Annotated in this window: 8 protein-coding genes; 1 reads left to right on the forward strand and 7 read right to left on the reverse strand. The window is 72.3% G+C overall.

Going from position 1 to position 19,250, the window contains the following annotated elements; all coding sequences use genetic code 11:
• Positions 1 to 229 precede the first annotated feature (229 nt).
• Positions 230 to 859 (reverse strand): hypothetical protein, encoded by a 630-nt coding sequence (locus tag SSP29_RS46305; RefSeq protein WP_145969051.1) that lies wholly within the window; start codon positions 857 to 859, stop codon positions 230 to 232.
• A 229-nt stretch (positions 860 to 1,088) separates the two neighbouring features.
• On the opposite strand from SSP29_RS46305, the gene SSP29_RS58975 reads away from it, so the two are divergent.
• Entirely contained in the window at positions 1,089 to 1,238 is a 150-nt protein-coding gene (locus tag SSP29_RS58975; protein WP_167450175.1) for a hypothetical protein, read from the forward strand.
• A gap of 76 nt (positions 1,239 to 1,314) precedes the next feature.
• Here the strand turns inward: SSP29_RS58975 and SSP29_RS46310 are convergent, their stop codons facing one another.
• The 6 genes from SSP29_RS46310 to SSP29_RS46335 are packed head-to-tail and all read right to left on the reverse strand — an operon-like array spanning position 1,315 to position 19,250.
• Positions 1,315 to 3,093, reverse strand: coding sequence for a hypothetical protein (locus SSP29_RS46310; RefSeq protein ID WP_089107019.1), 1,779 nt, complete (start codon positions 3,091 to 3,093; stop codon positions 1,315 to 1,317).
• Positions 3,086 to 8,302: a hypothetical protein gene (locus SSP29_RS46315; protein WP_089107020.1), complete on the reverse strand. Its 5,217-nt coding sequence runs from the start codon at positions 8,300 to 8,302 to the stop codon at positions 3,086 to 3,088. Before SSP29_RS46315 ends, SSP29_RS46310 begins: the two co-directional genes overlap by 8 nt.
• The gene (locus tag SSP29_RS46320; protein WP_089107021.1) at positions 8,299 to 11,493 is read right to left on the reverse strand and encodes a hypothetical protein; all 3,195 of its coding nucleotides are present in this window, start codon (positions 11,491 to 11,493) and stop codon (positions 8,299 to 8,301) included. Before SSP29_RS46320 ends, SSP29_RS46315 begins: the two co-directional genes overlap by 4 nt.
• Positions 11,490 to 12,665 carry a Kelch repeat-containing protein gene (locus SSP29_RS46325; protein ID WP_089107084.1) on the reverse strand — a complete coding sequence of 392 codons (1,176 nt, stop codon included), beginning with the start codon at positions 12,663 to 12,665 and terminating at the stop codon, positions 11,490 to 11,492. The genes SSP29_RS46320 and SSP29_RS46325 overlap by 4 nt, the downstream gene beginning before the upstream one ends.
• 26 nt (positions 12,666 to 12,691) lie before the next feature.
• A complete protein-coding gene (locus SSP29_RS46330; protein WP_089107022.1) occupies positions 12,692 to 17,245 on the reverse strand; it encodes a DUF6603 domain-containing protein in 4,554 nt (1,517 codons plus the stop codon).
• A gap of 46 nt (positions 17,246 to 17,291) precedes the next feature.
• Positions 17,292 to 19,250: a S8 family serine peptidase gene (locus SSP29_RS46335; protein ID WP_167450176.1), complete on the reverse strand. Its 1,959-nt coding sequence runs from the start codon at positions 19,248 to 19,250 to the stop codon at positions 17,292 to 17,294.

The raw sequence follows: 19,250 nt of genomic DNA on the forward strand, positions 1-19,250 counted from the left end.
TGACCGACGCCCCGCGTCGGTGGCGGCCGAGAGCGGCGGGCAGGACGAGGTGGGCCAAGCGGACCAGATCCCCGTACTGCTCGACGAGGACGGACTCGACCTCCTGGACCGGCGGCCTGGCACCGCCTGCGGAACGTCTGAGCGGGCGAAGGCACATGGAGCGGAACGCTCTCGGATCAGATGAGGTGACACGGCGGTATGCCGCTCCGTCAAACGAGTGAGCGCCTCGTCAGCAGTATCTGCTGACGAGCCAGAAGCAGGTCCCGGCTCCCAGACCGAACACCAGATGTGCGCTCAGGTCGTCAGCCAATGTCCTCGGGCTGTACTTCCAGATCGGCTTGTAGAGCCCGGCCTGCGGGAGGACCAGATACGCACTGGCCCACACAGCCGCGCCGAAGGGAATGCCGAGCAACGGGTTCGGGCGCCGGACCGATCCGGCAGCGATCCCGTACAGCGCACCCCAGACGGAGCCGTAGGACCAGTGCATCGCGGTGCTCATGAGCCATGCCCACCGGTCAGGAACCTCGCGCTGGGTGAACCCCTCCAGGAGCCGCTTCGCCACCTTGCCCGGATCCGGGGCCTCTTCCCAGCCCTCGACCGGTGCGAACTCCCAGTCCTTGGGACTTTTGGTCCCTCCTGTGCGGCGATATCGCAGATAGCGCGTGGCATCCATGCAAATCGTCCCCGCGACGCCTGCGATGACGCCGTCGACGACGGCGGCCAGCGGCGTGAGGGGCCGTCGCCGTGGACGTCCTGTTCCCATGATGCCCATCACTTCAACCACCTCGGGCAACTGCCCGTGCCCAGGGTCGCGCTGTCGCCCCCTGACTCCCAGGAAGTACAGAATCCCACTGGTCACCTTCGCCCGCACCCCAGGAACGCACCGTGGCGCCAGGGCCGACCGGTGGCGGTGATCATCTTCGGGCCCATGCCCGCCCCTTGCGCTACCCCACCGTCCGCCCCCGCGCGGCAGCGTGAAATCGCACGGGAGTCTGTGCTGGAGGCTGTGCGACTTCGGCTTCCGGCGCGCACGATGTGAAACTCCCCGAAGTGGATGCAAGGACTACAACTGCCCCGGGAGCGGCGGAGTGGGCATCGGCGGCAGTCTGCGGGACATCTGTCACGACTCCGGCGGCTGGGAGCTGGTCTGGCTCACCAGCGGTACGGCCCAGAACCACGTCGGATTCGCGCCTACCTGGTTCATCAACTCCCCGCGCACGACCAACACCTGGGTATGACCTGAGAGAAGCGGCGGCCACCGACACCATCGTGGCCGCCGTTCAGGCACATGATGCGTGCCCAGGAACCAGGATGTCAGCCGGCCTGCTCGTCGCTGGGGATCAGTTCGTCGAAGCCCAGGCCGCTGGAACGCTCGCCGCGGCCGGTGTCGCGCTGGATGCTCAGCCACACGACCACTCGGCCGGTTCGGGTCCGGGTGCGGTTGTACGCCGCCGTCAGGCGGGTGCCGGAGCGCGGCACCTCCTCCTCGTTGATGTAGTACGACCGGCCGGCGTCCAGGCCCTCCCGCAGCAGGGCCGTCCTTGGCGGGACCGGGGTGGTGCCGTCGGCCTCGCTCAGCATGGATGCTCGCTGCAGCTGCACGTTCCGGTTGTCACCGGGGACGTGCACCGGGATGAACGGGATCCAGTTCTCCGGCACCGACCCCATGACCTCGTAGGAGATCGGCGCGTGCGGTGCGTCCGGAGTCCCGGGCTGGTGCAGACGGCGGCGGAAGGCGAGCGACTCCGCCGCGACCTCGTCGCCGGCCCGGCCTTCGCCGCTCGTCATGCGCACGGTCTGCTCGATGCCCCAGACCAGGTTCGCGCTCTCGTCGCGGACCAGTGCGACCTCTTCGAGCGCCGGGCCGGTCGCGACCTTGGGGGTACCGGGCGGGAGGAGCAGCCCGGCGTCACCGTCGAGGGTGTACATCGACCAGTGGCGCCGGTCCGTGCCCTCGTTGGCCGATGTGATCCAGCGGCGCTCACCGAAGACGTCGGTCACCGCCAGGCCCTGGATCTTGGCGAGCGTGCCGGCCGGCAGATCGCACGGCAGCTGATACCAGTCGTTGCTGAACACGAGAGCGAACTCGAGGAAGATCAGGCGCGCCAGGTCGGTGCTGTCCGGGGTGACGGCGGCGAAGTTCGTCCGCCCGTCCTCGACCGCCCACCAGCGCGGCAGCGGCATGCCCGAGAACCGCACGGGCGAAGGGAAGACCGTGCGGTTCAGGGCGGGCGGTGCCGTGCCGGCGCCGCCGAGCGAGCCGCCGTCCTCGACCGAGAACGCGTGCCAGTCGAGCTCACCGCCGGGATATTCGGGCGCCGTCAGTACCCGTTCCCCGTCGGGACCCGCGGCGGAGATGGAGAACCGGTGCTCCAGCCGTCGCGGATCCCACGCGTCGTCACCGCCCGGCTGGTCGATGAGTTCGTCGAACCAGGCGACCAGCCGGAGGCCGAGCGCGTCCAGCGCGTCGCGGTCCTGGCGGCGCAGGCCGGAGATGCCGTCGGAGGCGTGGCCGCCGCCCTTGACGTGCTGGTAGAGCGGGTATCCGTCCATGCGCCGGCCGGCCACCGTCTGAAGGGTTGCCCACACCTGCGGATGCGCGGTCGGCGCGTCGTCGGGCCCCGGCAGGGCGATCGGGTAGTCGTGGACGTACTCCTCGGCGACGTCGCGCCGGTTCCGCACCGACGACGCGGCGACCAGCTTCAGCCAGCGGCGGCCGAGCGAGAGCCGCAGGTCGAACGAGATCGGCTCGGCACCGAAGGCGAACGGCAGGGGCCGCCGTTCCGCCACCGTTTCCAGTGGACGGTCGGTGGGCAGCGGCTCGGCCTGGCCGCCGCCCGGCCGGAACCGGGTCGGTGGGCTCGCGACGACGGAGTAGGTCGCGGTCACCGGCGAACCGCCGTCGGTGCCGCGGAACTCGCCGAGCTGCCACTGCCGGGCCAGCAGCCACAGCGGGTCGCGGATCTCGGCGCGCAGCGCCCGGGCGAAGTCGGTGGTGCGGGGCCGCCCCTCCAGCCGGTTCCACACTCCGACCGTCGGGTTTTCGCGGCGGAGGAGCGCGCCGGGGAGGTCCGCGATGCGGGGCTCAGTCATGGTCTGCCTTCCAGCGCACGTTGGCGATCGCGAGGTCGGTGCTGATGGTGATCGGCTGCCGGGTCGCCGACAGCACGGTCGCCGGCAGCAGCTGGGCGTACCCGGTGCCGTCCAGGTGCGCCGGTTCGACCAGCCGGGTGCGCGCCAGGTCGAAGGTCTCGGTGACCGCGGCGACGAGGTCGGCGACGTCCCACGTACCGGTCCGTACCGGTGGGGCGACGAGCAGCATGCTCTGCGGCGGTTCGGAATCCGGGCTGTCGGCGTGCACCGCGATGCCGGTCGTCTCCTTGTCGGTGGGGAGCACCTCGGTCCACTCGTCGAACAGCAGCCCGCACTCGGTGTCGTCGCCGCGCGACGGTTCGTCCGCGTAGTGCGCGGTGAACAGCACACGGTCCTCGGTCAGGTCGGCGCCCGCGGCGAGTTCCATCCCGAGCCAGTGGTCGTCGGTCCGGAAGGGCAGCTGGATCGGCACCAGTCCCGGTTCGTCGTCCGGCTGACCGGACAGCAGGCCGTCGTCCCCGCGCAGCGCGTCGCTGAGCAGCACGACCCGTTCCCAGAGCCGGGGCATGTCGCGGACCCTGGCGACGCCGTGCAGCCAGTCGTCGACGGGGAAGTCGCGGCGGAACGGCGCCTGGGTCAGGTGCCGGACGAGCTTTCCGCTGTCCTCGAACGCGTCGTGCTGCTCGTCCGCGAAGTCGCCCGAGATGTCGTACTCGGGCACGACGAGGACGTCCGGGCCGAGCATCGCGCGCAACGCCCCGGTCGCGGCTGACGCGCGGTCCGCGGATGTCGCGCCGGGCTCGTCCGCGACGGCCAGCGCCCGATCGCCGGCGGCCACCCGGTTCTGGAGCTCGACGGCGAGGGTGCGAGCCCGCGCCAGCAGTTCGGCGCCGAACGCGACCACCCGGTCCTTCAGGCCGGTCAGGTCGAGGCCGGTGGGGTCGATGTCGGTCAGCGGCCCCAGGCGGTCGACCCGCTCCAGCAGGCCGCCGAGCGTCGTCTCGTCCGTCCCGGCGAGGGCCTTGAGGTCGTTCCCCCGGCCGCTGAAGATGTTCCGCGCACGGCGGATCGCCGAGAGGAAGTCGCGGGGCGTGCCCGGGCTCACGGCCGGTGTGGTGGTGAGCAGCCGCTCGATCGCGCGCAGCAGGCGCAACCGCTCCGGGTCCGGGGTGGACTTCGGCAGCTTGTCGTACGCGGCGAGCTGCGCGTCGGCGTCGGCCAGCGCGTGGGCCAGGCGGTCGGCGATCGCGGCCACCGCGGCCAGCACCTCTGCGTAGGCACCTCGCCGCCACGTGGTCAGCTCGCCCCAACCGCTGCGGACCACGCCGAACCCGGCCGAGGCCCCGGCCAGGCCGGCGTATCGGGTGAGGAAGACGTCGATCCGGTCCAGCACCTCGCCACGCCGTGGCGGGGCGGGCGCCGTCGGGTAGAGCCGTGCCAGGTCGCCGATGTAGTCGGCCACGTCGTCGGCGAGATCGGTGAGCGACTCGCGGACCGCCTGCGGCCGTTGCCGCGACACCGAGACACCGTCGTCGAGGGACCGGTCCGGGGTGGTGGGGCCGGCCGCCGGCACCAGGTCGCTCGGCCGCAGGGGCCGGCCGGTGGTCAGCAGCGTCCGCAGGGCGATGATCAGCGGCGAGAGCTCGAAGAAGGTGATCTTGTCGGGGATCCGTTGGGTGTAACGAATGGTCAGCTCGCGGTCGGGCCGCGGGTGCGCGTCGTCGACCACGGCGCCGATGATCCGGTCGTCGAGGTCGGTCATCGCGGCGTCCCCGACCGGCCGTACGGCCCACAGCAGGTCGATCGGCGCCAGGCCGATGTCGTCCTGGGTGACCGCGTGTTCCTGGGCGTGGCCCTTCTCGTCGGTCCACGTCACCAGCGCGGCGACGTTCCGCGGCGACGGCAGCAGGGACGGCAGCCAGTCGTTGACCGCAGGCTCGGCCTGGGCCCTCGGAGTGTCCCGGCCGGCCGGATTCAGGCCCGTCTTCAGCCGGAGACCGAACCGGTGGGTGAGCGTGGTTCCGCTGCGGGGCGTCTCGATCACCGCGGGCTCGGGCGGCAGCCCGTCCTTGGCGTAGGAGTCGAGGGTCGCGGCGGCGCGCTCGACGTTGCCGGCCAGCGCCTGGTGGGCGGACTCGGCGACTGCGAGGTCGGCGACCGCGTCGTTGATGTCGAGCAGCCGGGCCGCTTCGGCGGTGATGGCCGCGGCCTGGGCCGGGCTCGCGTCGGGCAGTGTGTCGATTCCGAATTTGTACGTCTGCGATACGGCGTTGCGGGTCAGGTGCCGGACCAGGGCGAGACCGTCGACGACGTTCCTGGCCTCCACCTGTCCGATCTCGACCTGCCCGGGATCCGTGCCGGTCGCGGTCTGTTCGATCTTCCCCGCCCGCAGGGGGAACTGGAGCCGCAGTGCCGCGATGAACTCGTCCACCTCGGCGTCGCCGTGCCGGTCGTGCAGGCCGCGCTCGAACTGGTAGCCCAGCAGCGCGCCGAGCGACTGGCCCTGCCGCAGGCCGGCCAGGACGGACTGGGCGGTGCGGACCCGTCCCGCGCTGAGGTCCACCGCGAACGCGCCGGGGTTGTCGGGCGTGCGGTTGGCTGCGTATCCGGCCCGCAGCACGGCCGCCGTCCGGGCGTGGCCGGGTGACGGCGTGTGCACGAACCCCTCGTTGCGCGGGTCGTGCAGCAGCGGCTTGCTGCCGGCGAACACCGTGGCGAGCGCACCGGTCAGAGTGACCGGTTCGAGGGCGGTGGTGTCCGGGCGGAGATCCTCCAGCCAGCCGTACGCGCCGAGGTGCAGTCCGGTGCGGGCCGGTGCGGTGCCGTCCGGGCCGAACCGGAGCTCGGACAGCCGTTCGGTGGCCAGGCCGAGGCGCCAGGCGTCGAGCCGGTGGGTGGCCAGGTCGAGGTGCTCGGCGAGCACCCGTTCCAGCCGGGCGGTCGGCAGGCCGGCCAGTACGTCCAGTGCCTTGGCCTGCTCGGCGAGCGGGGCCGCGGGGCCCGGCTGGGACAGCACGTCCGGGATGAAGTCGACGAGCAGCCGGGCCGGGTCTCCGGTGACGGCGGGGGCCGGGGAGTACAGCAGACGGAACCGGCTCTCGCTTTCCGTGGAGCCGGCCCGGATGTGGACGAACGGTGCGTCCGACGGCGACGGCACGGGCATTCCCGCAGCGGCCGCGAGGGCGCGCGCCGTGTCGTCCCAGCCGAGCAGCACGGCGTGGCGCAGCAACAGGTAGAGCAGCGTGGCCGGGCGGGCGTCGTCGGTGAAGCCGAGCTCCAGCCGGATGGTGTCCAGGTGGGTCTGCGCCGGTTTCGCGCCGGCCAGGTCGGCCAGCCAGCGCACGTAGTTCTTCCTGTCCGTGGTGTACGCCCTGATCGGTTCGGTTTCCGACAGCGGGCGGTCGTCGACCAGCGGGGCCAGGAAGGGCTGCTGGAAGTCGGTGAACAGCCGGCGGAGCAAGTCCGGGGACGGGCCGGACGCGGCACCGAACCGCTCCAGCAGCGCGCGCACCGGTTGTGGCTGGTGCAGCGCGTCCAGGGCCGGCAGCACGGTGCCACCCAGTCCGGCCAGGTTCTCCCGGTTGAACAGGTCTTCGACGCTTTGGGCGTACCGCTGGTGGTATTCGGCCGAGGTCGGGTGCAGCGCGAGGAGGTCCAGCAGCAGCTGGTGCGGGTCGTCGGTGTCCTGGCCCAGGTGCGGCACGTGGGTGGCGGCCGCCCCCCAGTCCTCGGCAGCCGCTTTGAGCACCTTCTGCAACGCGAGGCGGTGTGTCGCCGACTGCGGGTAGGTGAGCCGGGAGAACGCGGTCGTCGGCAGGATGCCGTACGGCTGCCGCCCGATCTTCACGGTCGGCAGGGGACCGCGGCCGGAGACGTACTTCAGGAAGAAGTCGCGGGTCGCCGCGACGGCGGCCGGGCCCAGAAGCGGGTTCATGGCGGTCTGGAGGAAGTAGCCCCAGGTCGCCGGCCACAGCGCGGTGTTCGCGGCACGGGCGTCGCGGTGGTCGGTGCCGTCCGCGTTCGGCATCCCGGTCAGCACGGCCGGGTCGAGGCCCAGCAGCTCGACGAGCTGCTGTCCGTCCGTTCGGGTGGTCCAGTCCGCCGGAGCCGCCGCCGCGAACGCCGTCGTGCCGGCCCGCAGGGCGGCGTCCGCCTCCTGGTCCGCGTCGACGCCCGCGGACGCCGCTTCGGAGTTGTTGGTCGGTGTCCCCTGGGGCAGCAGGCTGAACCCGTCCGGACCCCGCAGCTGCCGGGTGACGAGGTCGGCGAGGTCGAGAGCGGTCTTCGCCGGCGTGGACTGCTCACGCAGCCCGAGCACGACCAGCCGGTCGAGCCCGTCGCGGAACTGGTCGGTGCGGGGGATGCGCACGCCCATGCCGACCGCGACCGCCCGGTCGAAGTCGGTGAGCCAGCGGAGCCCGTCCGGGACATGCAGCACCCCGGTCTGTTCGTTCACGCTGATCTGGTCCGCGGCGGTGGGGTCCGGGCTCACCTGCAGCGTCGCGGGCACCGGGGCGCCGGTCACCGACACCACCTGGGCGCCGCCTACGAACCCGAGCACCCGGAAGCGGTCCGGCAGCAACCGGGCCTGCGCGGCACCCGTCCAGGAATCCGCGGCCACACTGCCCGCCGCGGGCGCAGGCAGCACGAGGAACGCGACGACGACGTCGTCGATCGCGCTCGCCGCAGCACCGTCCACTCCGAACGGACGACGGGCGCGGATCGCGTCGGCGCGATCGGTCCTCACGGCGGCGTTCAGGGCGGCGTCCGCCCGCCGTACGGCTTCGGGGTCACCGTGGGCCCGCCAGATCGCGGTCCAGTAGGTGATCGAGGGCTGGCGGTCGGCCGGAGCGGGAGCGGTCGTGCTGCGGATGACCAGGACCACGGCACCGTCGGGCACCCCCGCCGGTTCGTCCGCGGGGTTGGCGGGCGTCCTGGTCCGCAGAAGCCAGGACGCCCGTCCGGGGGAGACCCGCCCGGCCAGTTCCCGCCACGCGGTCTGGAGCTCGACGGCCCGACCGCCCGCGGCCCACCGGGCGGTCCAGTACGCGTCGAGCGCGCCGATCTCGGCGTCGGTCGGCTTCGGTTCGAACTTGTCCACGGCCCATTCGTCGGGGAACACCCGGACCAGGAGCTCGGTGGGGGTGAAGCGGGCCTCGACCCGGACCGGGGCCAGCAGCACCGGGAAGTCGTCACTCAGTGCGGTCATCGCGGCAACATTTCCTGTGCGTGCACGGCCACCAGGACCGGCACTTGGAAGAGGATGTAGGCCAGGTCGGCGGAGCTGAGCCCCGCGGACCACAGCGGCAGGTTGACGTCTTCGGCGCGCTGGTCCTGCTTCTCCGCGTCGTCGGTCCCGTCGAAGCCGGCCAGCGGCACGGTGACGGCCGGGTCCAGGTCGAGGAACCCCCGACGGCCGGGGTCGACGTCGTCCCAGGTGAGGTCGTTCCACACCTCAAGGTGGGTGGGCGGCCCGTCGTCGACGCCGAAGCGCGGGTCGCCGGGACGCTCCTTGATCACGAAGAACCAGCCGGCGTCCACGCCGGGGCGGCCGAGCGCCTGGTCGGCGTCCAGGTCGAAGCCGAGCAGGTAGATGTCCGGGTCGGCCTTCGCCTCGTACGTCGGCAGCAGGAGCTGTTCCGGCGAGGGCAGTCCGGTCGGCGGGAGCTCGACGAGCCGCCGGGGCTGGGTCGGGTCGGGCAGTCCGTCGCGACCCGGTGGCCATTCCGCCTTCTGCGCGTAGATCGCCGCCGTCGGGTACTTCTTCAGCAGCTCGCCGCGGACCACCAGGACGAGGTCGTCGCCCTGGGGCCGGCCGGTCTTCCGGTTCTCGTTGTCGCCGAGCCGGGTACCGAGGGACCACTCGTGGATCGGCGGGATGTCGTAGCCCCGCTCGCGGCGTTCGGCCGCGGTCTCCCGCGGCAGGGGCAACGCGGTGACCGGGTCCCAGAACTGCCGGAACGGTGTGCCGCGCTGGTCGGTCGGGTACTCCCGCCAGAGCAGCTCGCGGGCCATCTCGTGGTTGAGCCCCACGAGGTAGGACTCGATGAACTCCCGGTTGTTCGCCAGCAGGGTGATCGAGTTCGGCGGCACCAGGTTCAGGTTCGGGACGAACGAGTCGACCGAGAGCGCCAGCAGCGTCTGGTACATCGGCAGATCGAAGACCGGGTAGGCCATCGCCTCGGTGAATTCCGCCGCGAACGGCCGCAGCCGTTCGGGCAGGCTGACCGACCCCTCCAGCAGCGCCCGGGGCACGGTTTCGTCGGCACGCAGCCCGGCGAGCACCGAGGTCGTCGTGCCGAGCACGTCCAGCTGGGGTGGCCTGCGGGTGCTTCCCACCGCGATGCTCGTGTCGAACCCCTGGTGCAACTCGCGCAGCGCGGCCTTGAACCGGAGCGCCTCCTCGCTGTCGATGGTGCCGGGGTGCGGCCGGACCGGGTCGTCAAGGGCGCGGAGCACGAAGTCCGGGCTGTGCGCCAGGACGTCGACCGGGTCCGCGCCCGGTGGCCGGTCCGGGTGCAGCGTGGCGGCCAGGTCGGCCGGGGTGACCAGCGCCCCGGGCGTGACCTTGACCGGCGCCGCGGTGACCGGGTCGACGGGCGCGTCCATCCGCGACAGCAGGCCGTCCGCCCGCGCGCCGTCGAACGGCAGGGTCCGCATCAGCCGGGAGCCCGGCCGGACGATACGGCGCATCGCCGGCGACACCGGCGCCGCCGCGACCTGGCTGGTCGCCACCCGGAACCCGACCGCGACCTTGTCCGCAGTGTCGGCCACGAGGCCGGTCTCGGTGCTCGCGGTGGTCGTGACCCGGGAGTGGGCCGGCGCCGTGAGGGTCAGGGAGCGGCCCGACAGCGCGGGCGCCGCCGCGAGTGCCGCCGGGCTGCCGCCGGTCGGCGGGTCGACGTGCTTGGCCTGGAGCACGTGCCCGACCTCGCGGGCCAACTGGGCGGCCCGGATCCGGCCGTTGGCGACCAGCACGTCGCCGATCTGCGCCCACGCGGCCGCCATCAGGTCTTCCTGGCGCTCCTGGACCACGCGGGCGCCGAGGTTCGCCGCGACCCGGAACCGCGGGTCCAGGTTCAGCCGGTGCACCCAGTTGTGGCTGATCTCGTCCGGCACGTCCGTGCCGTTCCCGTCGTTCAGCAACCGGGTGGTCAGCGCGTGCCAGCGGCCGTACAGCGGGGGCGTGATGATCGGGTCGGGGCCCGCGCCGTCCGGTCCGGCGGCGAGGGCCGCCGCAGGCCCGGCCAGCGGAGTGGCCGCGTGCGCCGCCGCGGGTGCGTGCCGCTGGTAGTCGTCGGCCAGGTTGAGCACATCGGCCAGCGCCCGCTCGAACGGGTGGGGATACGGCGGCGCCGAGGGCGGCGTGCCCAGGAAGTTGTCCCAGTTCTCGGCCGGGTCGACCGGCGCGTCCTGCCGTACGGGCACCTTGAGGGCGCCGCCGAGGGGCAGCACCCCGCCGAGCTCGACCGGCGTGTCGATCCCGTGCAACCCGAGGCCCGGTGACCGGTGCACGTCCATGCCCCGGCGGCCGACCCGCGGGTCGGGGGCCTGTGGCCGCAGCAGCCGGACCAGGAACTCGAAGTCGCCCGCAGTGCCGGTGCTGAACCCCCACCGGTGGTAGTAGGGCAGTTGGCCCTCGGCAGGCCGGTTCGGGTAGGGCGGGCCCCAGCTCGAGTACAGCGCGCCCGGCGACGCCGCCGGGTCGAGCCCGAGGCCTGCGAGCCGCCCGGTTTCGAACGCCGGCACCAGGAACGCCTCGTACGCGGTGTCGGGCCGCAGGCGGCGCGGGCAGATCAGCCGAGAACAGGCGCTGTCCGGGTTGGTGCGCAAGAGTTCCCCGAGCGCGGCCAGCGCCGCGACCGTGTCGTCGGTCGCGACCGGAACGGCCAGGGAGCCGTTGACGTGGACATGCGCCCAGGCGCCCAGCTGGGCGGGCGCCGGCAGCGTGCCGGCCGGGTCGGCCACGGTGATGGCGGGCAGCGGGTGCCCGGGCCCCGGCACCTCCGCGAACTCCGTGCCGGCGGCCAGCACGACGAGCGCCAGCCACGGCGCGAGCCGCTTGGTGGTCCCGTCCGGTGCTGCCGGGCTGTACCGCCAGACGAAGTCCTCCTCTGAGAACTCGATATGGGCCAGGAAGTTCGGCTCCACGGTGCTCACGCCCGGCCGCGGCTCGGTCCGCGAGATCGCCCTCGGGTCCACCCCGACGACGTCGCCGGGTCCGTAGAGCTGGACGTTCTTCGTCACGGGCGGCAGGGTGATCGAGCCGCCGTCGAGCGCGTCGCCGAAGACCTGGAGTCGCACTTCGACATGGGCCCGTTCGGCGGTCTGCGGGTTCTCGGTGATCCGGGTACTGATGCCGGTGCGCAGCCACGGCAGGAAGGAGTACGCGTTGGTCACGGAGTGCTCCCGTCGAACAGTTCGGTGGTCGGGGTGAGTTCGACGCCGGCCGGGTCGGCGGCCGCCAGGCCGGACCGGAGCACACCCCCGGCGACTAGCACCCGGTCGTCGGACAGTGCGGTGGCGGCGAACGACCACCGCCCGGCCGTGAGCCCGGCCGCCGGCGTCCACGTGTTGCCCGCGACGTCGTAGACGAACGCGCTGCGGTACCCGGCCTCGTCCCGGTCGCTCGCGGCTCCGCCGACCACCAGGACCTGGCCCGATCCGAACGCGACGGCGCGGTGGAACGCCCGGCCCGACGGCATCTCGGCCCGCTCGGTCCATGTGCCGGTGTCCAGGTCGTACCGCTCGACAGTCCGCTGGCTGAACGGGTCGAACGGCGCGGCGCCGGGCGAGCCGGGGGCGGTGCCGCCGGTGACCAGCACGGTCTTGTCGGAGAGCCGGGTGGCCCGGTGGTGGTGGCGGGCGTGCCCCAGGTTCCCGGTCGGCGTCCACTGTCCCGGCGCGTCGTCCTCGCCCGGGGTGTACAGCTCGCAGAATGCGAGGGCCGCGTCGTCGGCTGCCCCGGTCGGGGCGACCCCGCCGACGACCAGGACGACCCCGCCGGCCAGCGGGACCGCGGTGTGACCGGTCCGGGCGTCGGTCATGGCGGCGACGGTGTGCCACTCACCGCCTTGGCCGGGGTCGTACCGCTCTGCCGACCGCAACGCGGTGGTACCGCCGCCGGTGCGGGCCGCGCGGCCGCCGGCCACGAGGACCGACCCGTCTGCCAGCAGCGTCGCGCTGTGGCCCCAGCGAGCCGTTTCCAGCGGACCGGTCGCGGTCCACTTGCCCGTGCCGGGGTCGTAGACCTCGGCGGTCCGCAGGCCGGCGGCGCCATTGAGTCCACCGGCGGCGAGGACCTTCCCGTCGGCGAGGAGGGTGAGGGTGTGCAGTTGCCGGGGCGTGTGCAGGGGGTCCTTGGCCCGCCACTCGCCGGCCCCGGCCGCGGGCGTGAAGACCGCCGTGTCGGGGATCGCGGAGGAGGTGGCGTCGGCGCCGCCGGCGACGAGGACAGTGCCGTCCTGAAGCAGCACGGGGCCGTCGTGCTGGCCGTACCAGGCGGCGGGGGTGATCAGGTCGTGAGCGTCGGTCGTCCATGTTCCGACGGTGGCCGCGGTGAATGTGGTCATGGTGTGTCCTTCCTCCAGGAGCCGGGTCACGGGATCAACACCTCGCCGGTGCCGGCGGGATCGGTGGTCGGACCGGCGGCACCGGCGGCGACGAGCACGCGGTCGTCGGTCAGCTCGGTCATGGCGTGGCCGAAGCGGCCGAGGGCGAGGCCGGCGACGGTGGTCCAGACGTCGTCGCCGGGGTCGTAGACGAGGGCGGAGCGGTAGCCGGCGGTGAGCTCCGGGGCCCCTGAGCCGCCGGTGAGGAGGACGACCCCGGAGCGCAGCAGCAAGCACCGGTGCCGGCTGCGGCCCCCGCCCGGCATGGCCGCCACCGCCGTCCACAACCCGGTCACCGGGTTGTACAGCTCGGCGGAGGCGAGGCTGTGCGGGTCGAGGGTGCCATCGGCGGCGATGACCGGGTCGCCGCCGGTGACCAGCACCTTGCCGTCCGGCAGCAGCGTCGCCTGATGGCCTGTGCGGGCCTCGGCGAGGCTGCCGGTGGGGGACCAGCCGGTGACCGGGTGGTACAGCTCGCAGTACGCCACTGCGCTCGCCCGGCCGTTTCCGGTCGGCAGGGCACCGCCGACGACCAGCACCCGGCCGTCGGCCAGCGGCACGGCCCGGTGCCCGGTGCGGGCGTCGGTCATCGGCGGGGCAGCGGTCCAGGTGCGCGTGAGCGGGTCGTACAGCTCGGCCGACGCGAGCGCGCCGTCCTCCTGCCCGGGCCGCACGCCAGAGCCGCCCGCGACGAGCACCCGGCCGTCGCGCAGCAGGGTCGTCGTGTGCCCGTGCCGGGCCGTGCTCATGTCCGGTACCGGCGTCCAGGCGCCCTCGGCGGGGTCGAAGACCTCGGCCGAGGCGAGCGCGTTCGTGGCGGAGCGCCCGCCGGTGACGATGACGCGTCCGTCGGCGAGGCCGGTGGTCGTGTGCCGCTCCCGGGCGGTGCGCAGCGGCGGACCGGCTGCCCATGAGTCCGAGGTGGGGTCGAACAGGGCGGCCGCGGCGACCGGTGCGCCGGCCGCGTCGGTGCCGCCGGCCAGCAGGGTCCGGCCGGTGGCCAGCGGCACCAGGTCCACTTCGGACACCGGCACGGGCAGGACACCGGCGGCGGACCAGGTACCGGGGACGCCCGGGGTGATGGCCGCTTCGGACGCCGGGATGACGTGCAACAGCCCGGCCAGGCTCTGGTCGTCGGCGACGAAGTCGGCGAGCGCGTCCTCGGCGGTGGTCCGGCTGCGGAACGTCGCCGGCGCACCGCGGGACGGCCGCCCCGGCACGCTCGGCGGAAACGCCTGCCGGTTGCTCTTGAGGTAGGCGACGACGAACCGCTGCTCGGTGACACGGACGGTGTCGACGGTGGCGAACGGCTGTTTCTGCTGTGCCTGGCGGGCGGAGAGGGCGGCGCGGCTGGTGCTGCTGCCGTTGAGCAGTTGGTCGAAGACCGGCCCGCTGACGGTGTGGAAGCGCTTCACCGGTGTTGCGGCTGCGGCCAATCCCGCCGCTGGGGTGGTGGTGCTGTTGTCGATGATGTGGAGTTCGTAGCGTGCGCTGCGGCGGACCACCCTGGCGGTGGCCAGGGCTTTGTCGGCGACGAGTTCGAGCCCGGCGTCCTGTGTCTCGTAGGAGGGCCGGGACAGCTTGGCGGCATCGGAGAGATTTTGGAACTGACCCATGGCGAACCGGTCAGCCGTCTCGCCGGCGGTGGTGAGTCCGCTGTTCGGCACCGGGGTGACGCGGAAGCGTTTGCCGTCCGCGGCGCGTTGGCCGCCGATCCGGTCCACCCGCACGTTCAGCGGCAGGGCCCGTTGCCGGACGAACAGCCTGCCCAGGGGGTGCAGGACCAACTCGCCGGTGTCCGGCAGGTTCCGCAGGTTGACCAGCGCCCGGTTGCCGCCGGAAGGCAGCCGGGTTTCCCACCCTTCGGTCTTGCCGATCTCGGCGGCGAGCAGGGGGAGTACGGCGACCGGCGGGAGTGTGGTGTCGCGGTCCTGGCCCCAAGTGATGTCGAAGTTGGCGGAGATGGAGAAGAACAGGAAGCCGATGGAGCCGCGTCCGTGTGCGCGCCAGGGCGCGGGGCCTTCGAGTTGGAAGTCGAGGTCGATGCCGAAGGCGCCGACACCGAAGGCCTTGAGGGTCACATGGGCGGAGATGTGGACGGCGAACCGGAACGGGGAGAACTGGAACAGTCCGTCGAAGCCGAGGTGGCCTTCGACGCCGAAGCCGCTGAATCCGAGCCGGACTTCGGCTTTTGCGCCGAACTGGACCGTATTGCTGGTGATGGCGAAGTAGCCGAGCACCCGGATCAGCTGGTTGCCGCGGTTGAGCAGGTCCACCGACAGCCGGTCGGGAACGGGGAACGGCAGGGGTGGCGGCCGGTAGGCGGGGTGGAATCCGCCGACGGTCAGTACCAGATCGGGGTTGTCGCCCCAGGCGACGAGGGCGCCCATGCCGCCGTCGATGGTCATGGCGAGGATGCGTGAGTCGAAGAGCTTCGCGAAGAACCACAGCCGTGACTTGTCGAGTTCGAGTGCGCCGACGAACTGTGCCTGGACGACCAGCAGCGGATCGTCCACCGTGGGCAGCGCGGCTTTCAGCACGCCGAGGACGGCGATGTTGCCGGGGATCTCGATGATGACGCCGAGCGAGATGCTGATCAGGGTCGGTGTGCCCCAGCCGATCTTGGCCATCGGTCCGATGAGGAAGGTGCCTTGTTCGGGTGGGAAGAACCGATCGAGGTCGGACAGGATCCGGGGTGCGTTCGCGATGACGTCCTTCGGGAAGGCCACCGACTCGATTGCCCCGGTGCGCACGCCCTCGACGAGCGCGGCCAGGTTCATGCCGCGGTTCAGCCCGACCAGGCCACCGACGGCCAACAGCGTGAACCCGTACCCCAGTTGGATTCCGCTGCCGAACTCCGCCGTCAGGAGAAGCAGCAGGGAGAACCCTGCTGAGCCGTCCGGCTGGCGCGTCGTGATCAGCCCGATCGCCTTCAGCGCCAGGAAATCCGCGAACTCCAACTCCAGCGCACCCGCGTACTCCCCGCGGTCCGGGTCGAACGCCAGGAACCCGCCCCCCGAGATCCCGCCCGCGTCGATCGACAGGCCCGCCCCGGAGGGCGGTTTGAACCCGAGGGAGAAGTCGGCGAGGCCCAGACTGCCGCCGCTGTCCGGTTGCGACATCCGCAGCACGGCACCGGTCCGCTGGACCGCCACGAAGACCGGGCCGAGCCTGGCGTCGACCGAACCCGACGCTTCGAGTGTGACGTCCCCACTGGCCAGTGACAGCGCGAGGTGCAGGCTGGTGACGGTCACGGGACCGACGCCGAGATTGACCGGAACATCGACCTCCGCCCCGGCGGCCCCCTTGAAGCGCAGCCCCGTGGCGGACGACCACGCCAGCGCGAGGTCGACGTCCAGCTCGATCGAGCCGGCGGGCAGGATCGTGCTGAGGAACCCGTCCGCGTCGGCCAGGTTCAGGACGACCTTGCCGCCCTCGATGGCCGCTTCCACCACGAGTTCGCCGTCTGCCCGTCCCTCGGCGGCATTCCATTCGAGGTCCGCGCCCGCAGTCGCGCGCAGCAGCCGCGCCTCGATCCGCGAGCCGCCGGCCGTGCCCAGCACGAGGATCGGCGGGGCCCCGGCGACGTACGGGGCCTGGAAACCGAACCGCACGCCGCCCCGGACTTCGGCCGCTGGCGGGACGACCCGGAGATCGGCGGGCGGCAGCAGTTCGACCCGGGCCTTCTCCTCCAGGGCTGCGTCGGACGTCACGACGAGCGCCACGGTGTCGCTGATCGGCAGTACCAGGTTCAGTCCCTCGGCGGCCGCCAGACGCAGCAGGGCCTGGACGCCGGGCACCGGGTCGTCGGTGACGACGATGTCGACCGCGGCGACACGTAGGAACGGCGGCGGCCCGGTCTGCACGAACGCGAAGTTCGTGACCGCGCCGAGGAAGATCGCCAGCCGGCGCAGCAGCAGATCCCAGTCGAACTCGGGCGTGCCCCAGCGATACAGCTGCGAGAGGACGTCGACCGGATCGTGGAGCAGCGCGTTCAGCCGGTCGAACCGCAGGACGCGGCGCACGTGCGCGGGCGCCGCCGGCGTCGCGGCCTGGGGAGTCGACTCAAGGACACCGAGCAGCTCCAGTGAATACCCGGCCATCGGTATCTGCTCTTCGAGGTAGGTCGCCAGCGCGAAGCCGAGCAACCGCTGCCCCACCTCCGCGGCGAACGCCTCGACCTCGGCCTGCCGCGATCCGGCCGCCCCCGCCCCCGCCTTGATCGCCGTGGACACGACGTCGATCGCCGTCGTGACGGTCTTGATGATCTGCGCCGTGGCCGCCACGGCCGTCGCGATCCGGGCGGTGACACGGGAGTCGATAGCCGCGGCCAGGTCCGTCACCACGCGAGGCAGCGCGCTCAGCGCGGTCGCGGTGTCCCCGATCGCGGTCTGCACGGCTTGCGAGCTGAGGACCACGTCGGGTGCGGGCAGCCCGATTTCGGCGAACAGGAGGGGGATCTCGCCGCCACGCAGGCGTTGTTCGAGCGGCGCGAACGCCCGCCCCATCTCCAGCATCAGCGATTCGACGGTCAGTGCCATTTTTCGCTCCCGGTTCGGCGGTCGGGGTGGCCCGTAGCGGAGGCGTTCACTTCAAAGCCCCGGACGTGACGAGCGCGTAACCTTGCTGACCGAAGACGACGGACCCCTCGACCGTGATCTTCCACTTGCCGACCGGCGGATGGTCGACGATGACCATGTGCACGTTGTTGCGGAGATCCGGTGGGCCCGGCGGGCCGGACCCGACCGGCCTCGACAGTCCGGTGGGAATGTCGATGTCATTGCCGACGTAGGCGATTCCCCCGGGGTCCTCGGCCTCCAGCCTGAGGAGGTTCCGCGCAGGCAGGGTGTGCAGGGTCTCGGCGGGTGGAACGTCCGTCCACACCAGCGTGATCTTGAGCTGTTCGGTGATGCTGCTGACGACGATTTCGTGCGTGCGTCGTTGCCCGATCTCCAGGCCGGCGCTGTGCCGCACGTCGTGCACGTCCACCCGGCGGTGAGCGCCGTCGAAGAAGAGCGTGCGATCGAGTCGGATGAGCCCCCAACCCTCGGTGAGGCTCGGATATCCGGGTCGACCGGTCATGTCGACGGTCGAGTTGAGCAGCACCGCCCGGATCAGCGCGCCGGTCGGCAGCAGTCGGCGGTCCGGCCGCTTCCTGCCGGTGGGGTACCACCCCTCCGTGAAGTACTGGCGTACGAGCGCGGCAGCGGCCGCGGCGTTCGGAGCGGCCCAGCTCGTGGCATCTGCTGCGAACACCTGCGGACCGCCGGTCAGGCAGTACGGTGCGGACGGCGACGCGGGGTTCACCAGCGCCGAGCTGATGCCGCCACCGACGGCCATGATCTCGGGCTTCCGGCGCTTGTCGGGGCTCGTCGGCCCGGGAAGCCCGTCACCGTCGCTCATCTCGAAGGGGAAGGCCTTGGCCGCCGCGACGCACAGCACGTTCTTGGCGATCCCGGGCGGTGTGTTGTCCGCCTCGTGAAACCCGGCGCCGGCGCCGACGACCACATGGTCCTCGTTGCGGAAGCTGAACTCGTCCGCGTCCCGTGCCGTCTTGTCGTAGCTCGTGATGTCCGCGAGCCCCCAGCTGTTGTTGTGGATGGTGGCGCCCGCGGCCTTCGCGTCCCCGAGCATCTTCAGGAGGTGGTTGTCGCGGGTGCGGACGACGAGCTTCGCCGCGAACGCCCCGCCCCGGTGCGGGTGGGTGCCCGGGTTCGCGCGGTCGTCGCCGGCCGCGATGCCCGCGACGAACATGGCGTGCTCGTTCACCTTGGTGTCGTTCTTCCTGGTGAGCGAGAGGACCTTGCGGTGGCCGGGGCCGGGGACGTTCGGCTCGTCGGCGAAGAAGCAGTGGTTCAGGTCGATCGTCCCGTCCTTCTCGATGATGCCGATCACCTGGCCCTCGCCGTGCAGTCCCTGGTCCCAGATCGTGCCGCCGTGCACGCCGACCCCACCCGACTGGATCGTCTGCGCCGCCTCCACGTTGAAATCCACGGCATCCGGTTCGGGCTCCGCCCAGACGACGTCGTCGATGGCCGCGATCCGGGGGAGAGCCGCACGGTCGTCGAGAGCGAACTCCGCGAAGAGATGGCTGCCGGCCGGGCGGTCGTCGATCAGCTGGACGTCCCGGGCGCCGGCCGCGTCCAGTGCCGATCGCACGGTGCCGGCGTCCGCGTCGTCGAACATGGTCGTGATCAGCCGAAGCGGTGTTCCGGTGGCGGGAATCCACGGCGCCAGCTTCAGCGCCGGATCGAGTGCGGTGCACGACCGCACGAGGAAGTCGGCACGCAGCCTGCCTACGGTCCCGTCGTCGAGCCGCTCCAGGAAGGCCAGGTTCGGGATGAACCGATCGAGGACCAGACCGTACGCGGCTTTCACCCGGGCGACGTCGGGCTCGGTCAGCAAGGCGGTGAACTGGACGATGGTCGCCTTCTTCGCCGGCGCGAGCCCCTCGTCCGGTACGGGTACGTCGATGGGGTCGAACGGCTCGTCGCCGATCATGAGGCGGAAGTCCGGTGACTGCCGCGCGGTACCGGGTGCGTTCAC

The organism is Streptomyces hyaluromycini, from assembly GCF_002217755.1.
Taxonomy (GTDB): Bacteria; Actinomycetota; Actinomycetes; order Streptomycetales; family Streptomycetaceae; genus Streptomyces; species Streptomyces hyaluromycini.